We start from the raw sequence: 4184 nt of genomic DNA on the forward strand, positions 1-4184 counted from the left end.
TTCAAAGAATTCATTTTTAAGAGTTCTTCTAACTCATAAACATAACTCTTCGTTAAAACTTTATGATCAATTAGGTTGTGAGGAATTATGGCCGTTAAAAGTTCTTCCACAGTATAAGTTACATTCTCAATACCAGTATTAAGAACATTCATATTCACTTTGACAGATTTACTTCCAAACATTTTTAACTCCTAAAATAAAAAAGCCCACCATGACCTAAGCCATGGTGGGCGTTTAAGGTGTTATTATAAGTTAATCTTACCTTTTTCTTTTAATTTACCCAAGATATTTTCGAAATATGATAGTGGGTAAGCACCTTTAATAGGTACTCCATTAAGTAGGAAACCTGGAGTTCCTTGAATTCCAAATTTTCTAGCTTCTGCTTCATCAGCTTCAATTCTCTTCTTAACTGCATCAGACTTAACATCTTTAGCAAGTTTATTCATATCAGCACCAAGCTTCTTCGCTAGCTTCTTAAGGAATCTCTCCTTGTGTGTTCTTAGCTTAGCTTGAGCATCTTGCTTAAATAGTTCATCGTGGAATTTAAAAGCAAGTTCTGGCTTTTGAAGTCTCATCCCTTCGTAGTATGCTGCGGCCATTCTCGCTTCAGCATGGAATGAAAGTGGAAGGTGCTTATATACGAAAGCAACTTTTCCTTTATACTTTTCTAAAAGAGGTGCAACTACATCAGTAAACCCTCTTGTACAATATGGACACTGAAAGTCAGAGTATTCAACTAAAGTAATTGGAGCACCTTTAGTACCTCTAATCGCTTCATCATCTCTAATCTCTGGAACTAGTGGCTTATCGATAGACTCAAGAAGCTTCTTTTGCTCTTCTTCAGCTCTTTTCTTGGCCATGGCATCCTTAGCATCTCTAGCAGCCGTTTGAAGGGCCATCATAATTTCTGCTGGGTGTTTTTTAATTGCATCTGCAATTAGATTTGGATCTTTTAAAATAACTTCCTTAATTTGCTTATCAGACACACAGCTTGTCAACATAACCGCTGTGAAAGCGAAAGCTAAAAACTTCTTCATATCAATTCCCTTTGTTACTTATATAACTTAGTTTTTAATGATTTTATATGATTGTAGGACAATACTCAATTATCTTTTGTAGAGAATTCTTTTTCCACATAGTCTAAGTATTTGTTGAGCTTTCTAGTATGTTTTCTTAGATAAGCATACCCTATTAAGTGAACTCGTGACGAATACTTACCAGAAATAAAAGAACGCATCGTAGCAAAAACTCCAAAGGCAGGAGTCGATACTTTAGAATAAAGATAGAACGAGTAAAGTAAATAGATCAGAACATTCAATCCAATACAAAGAAACGAAATAATTGAAACTACCTCTGAAATACTTTGAATAAAGATTGTTGCTTGTCTTTGATGAGGATAAATCTCTTTAATAACTTCTACGACTCCCTCAAAGAGGACATCGTTACCAGTTTGAATAAGAAGCGCCGTTATTAAAGTTGTAATAATAATGATAAGAAAGTTGTGGATAAAAAAGTTTGTTTCAAATACTGGTTTATGAATCTTTCTATACTTACCTGGAACTTCAATCTTCTTAAGACTTCCCGTTTTCTTTAGAACTTGAATTGTATGAAAGAACCATTCAGAAAAAAGAGAGAGCAATTTGAGCTCTGCAATGAATTCGGGATTGTAAGAACTTTTCTCCCCTTCTAATTGAGTCTCACAAAAGTCACCAATAATTCGAAAAGGTCGTATCATGATATTGGCCAGAGTCATACCAATAACCAAAAGACAGATAGAACTTAAAAAAGTCCAAGGAAGAATTTCAACCAGACTCTTTTCTGCAAATAGGTAAATAAGGTCCTGAGCAATGAAGCTTTTTACCGACTGTAGTGTAGAAAGAAGTGAGATCGTTACCTTTAGGACAATGTAATTCAGAATGACTGCCAACACAATTGAACCTAGAGGAATCAGCGCAAATTGAAAGCCTATTTTCAAACGAAATTTCACATGTTCATCGTTAAGCTTTTTCTTCAAACTGTTAAGATTTATTAATTTAATTAGCGCATTCTTACTCGTACTCATTGTCTCTCCCTAAATAAACTATCGGAATTTCAATATTTTTTATAAATATTTTTTTCTAAAGTTTTTTGATCAATTACCCGATGAGTTTTACGAGCTTGATTTACACAGGGGAAAAATAATGAAGAGCCCAATTAAAAAAATCCTACTTATACTATCTTCACTAGCACTAATTAGTTGTGGAGGAAGTGATAATAAGGCAAAGACATCTTCTACTGGTTCAAATACTGGAAGTGATACTCAGTTTAGTGGGAACGGAAGTGGAACAGTAAACCAAGGAAATATTCCAGCGGCGGTTTCAAGCCTAGCGAGTAGCTTGTCCCAATCACTTCAATGCTCAAATGGAAGATTAACAAACTATCTTCAATATTATGTTCAATCAACGAATAGTAGCACAAGAGTTTGTGGTAACTTTCAGGCAGGGGTTATGCCAGGAACGGTTGGTCAAAAATATGTAGGAGTTAGTCCATACAATGATTTTATGATCATCACTGAGGTTGTTAATAATAACCAAGTTATTGGACACAACGTTGTTATTTCAATGTGTGCTCAAAAGATGAATTACTATAATTACCAACTTCCACTAATTGGAGATGAAAGACAACTTTCAAATTTCCAAGCACCAAACTGTATTATCCTAGACAAGGATAACTATTGCCCACATGGAGTTGTTGATGCGGCCATCAATACATATATGGTCTCATCAAGCTATCAATTCAATGTTAATGGGATGAGTGGAAACCTTAATCCTTATGAAGTTTGGACAACATTCTTTAAGCCAACTTGTAACGGACAATTCTAATAAACTTTTCTAATTTTTAGCTCAGGGAAATAGTGGGACAAGATTTTCTTATAGTCCCACCCCCTATGAGCGAGACCTTTACTTCCAACCTGACATAGACCAACACCATGCCCATTTCCTTTTCCTACGAAATGAATAGGACCTTTACCAATTCCATCAGCAAGGTAGAAATTATTTGAAGGGAAATCAACACGACCGAAGTATCTTCTAAAAAGACTTTTCTTGAGACGAATCTTCTTACTTCCAACTTTTATATGAAGAACCTTACGACTCTTCTTATCTTTATAAATAAGCATTCTCTTGTTGAGATCAACTTTTGGGATATAATTCTTTTTCATCGCCCAAGAGATTAACTTCTTTAATCTTTCTCTATCCAGATTAACTTGCCAATTATCTTTCTTTTTACAGTAATTACATTCAGCAACTTTCTCATAACCTACAACTTTATTGGCCCACACATCTCTAGGCCTCAACGTATGTCCACCACAACTAGCATGAAAGAATGCTGGTGTTAGTTTTCCATTCTTATTCTTCAGGACAACACCAGAAGTCTCTTTAGCGGCCCTCATAGTCCTTCTCGTGACATCGAAGAAGTCACCATTTACTTGATGTTTCTCTGAGTTTTCAAGATCATAATAAGCACGTCCAAACATTGAAGCTGTTTCTATTTTATGAATAGCATAGGTTCTCGCGGCAATTGCTTGAGCCTTAAGAGCTTCCAATGGCCAACTCGCATTCATCTCCTTTGAAAGTAGTGAACCGATATAGGTATCCATATCCAACTCATTGACGACATCACAACTACTTCCTTTTCCTTTTGAAGTCACGACATGAATTTGTCCTTGATATTTTTTCTTATCAAAAGTCACAAGGCCAGTGCTACTATTGAGAGAGGCCAGCAAGAGTTGTTTTTGAATTTTCTTATTATCTTGTGAAAAGTAATTACAATTAAACTTTACTTTCTTTCTACCTGCATAAGTTTTCTGTTGCTTAACAGGATGGAGGTAGCGAGTCAGATCTGTTCCAGATATTTCTACATTTTTTAAATTCTTAGCGATTCGAACTTTAATTTTCTGATGATTATTCGTCTTAGATTTAGACGGTATATATGTAGAAATACTTCCATAGGAAGTACCTACAAGCAAAGCTGATAATAATACTTTTAGATTCATTCTAATTCCTGACCATCATGGTCTTAAGTCTCTTAGAATATTTTACTGGATATTTTTACTTTGCTCAACTAGCTAGTTATTTCCGACAAAATTCATCACCTTCTGCATATCAATCCAAGCAGTTCTCTTCATACTCTGATTAATTTCCAAC

General features: G+C 35.0%; 5 protein-coding genes. 1 reads left to right on the forward strand and 4 read right to left on the reverse strand.

The window, feature by feature from the left end; all coding sequences use genetic code 11:
* From M901_RS00545 to M901_RS00555, 3 genes are all read right to left on the reverse strand, one after another.
* On the reverse strand, window positions 1–182 hold a 182-nt coding region (locus M901_RS00545; protein ID WP_021276200.1), incomplete at its 3' end, for a hypothetical protein.
* A gap of 63 nt (window positions 183–245) precedes the next feature.
* Complete coding sequence (locus tag M901_RS00550; RefSeq protein WP_021276199.1) at window positions 246–1037, reverse strand: thioredoxin domain-containing protein; 792 nt, start codon at window positions 1035–1037, stop codon at window positions 246–248.
* Window positions 1038–1102: 65 nt separating this feature from the next.
* The gene (locus tag M901_RS00555; protein ID WP_021276197.1) at window positions 1103–2062 is read right to left on the reverse strand and encodes a hypothetical protein; all 960 of its coding nucleotides are present in this window, start codon (window positions 2060–2062) and stop codon (window positions 1103–1105) included.
* A gap of 118 nt (window positions 2063–2180) precedes the next feature.
* On the opposite strand from M901_RS00555, the gene M901_RS00560 reads away from it, so the two are divergent.
* Window positions 2181–2861, forward strand: coding sequence for a lipoprotein (locus M901_RS00560; protein ID WP_021276201.1), 681 nt, complete (start codon window positions 2181–2183; stop codon window positions 2859–2861).
* Here the strand turns inward: M901_RS00560 and M901_RS00565 are convergent.
* On the reverse strand, window positions 2858–4033 hold the full coding sequence (locus M901_RS00565; protein WP_021276198.1) for a SpoIID/LytB domain-containing protein: 1176 nt from the start codon (window positions 4031–4033) through the stop codon (window positions 2858–2860). The genes M901_RS00560 and M901_RS00565 overlap by 4 nt on opposite strands.
* Window positions 4034–4184: the final 151 nt, after the last annotated feature.

Origin of the sequence: Bacteriovorax sp. DB6_IX (assembly GCF_000447775.1) — a bacterium.
Classification (GTDB): Bacteria; Bdellovibrionota; Bacteriovoracia; order Bacteriovoracales; family Bacteriovoracaceae; genus Halobacteriovorax_A.

Excerpts from the sequence above, each read along its gene's own strand:
- M901_RS00550 (WP_021276199.1), bottom strand. The coding sequence starts at position 1,037 with ATGAAGAAGTTTTTAGCTTTCGCTTTCACAGCGGTTATGTTGACAAGC.
- M901_RS00555 (WP_021276197.1), bottom strand. The coding sequence starts at position 2,062 with ATGAGTACGAGTAAGAATGCGCTAATTAAATTAATAAATCTTAACAGT.
- M901_RS00560 (WP_021276201.1), top strand. The coding sequence starts at position 2,181 with ATGAAGAGCCCAATTAAAAAAATCCTACTTATACTATCTTCACTAGCA.
- M901_RS00565 (WP_021276198.1), bottom strand. The coding sequence starts at position 4,033 with ATGAATCTAAAAGTATTATTATCAGCTTTGCTTGTAGGTACTTCCTAT.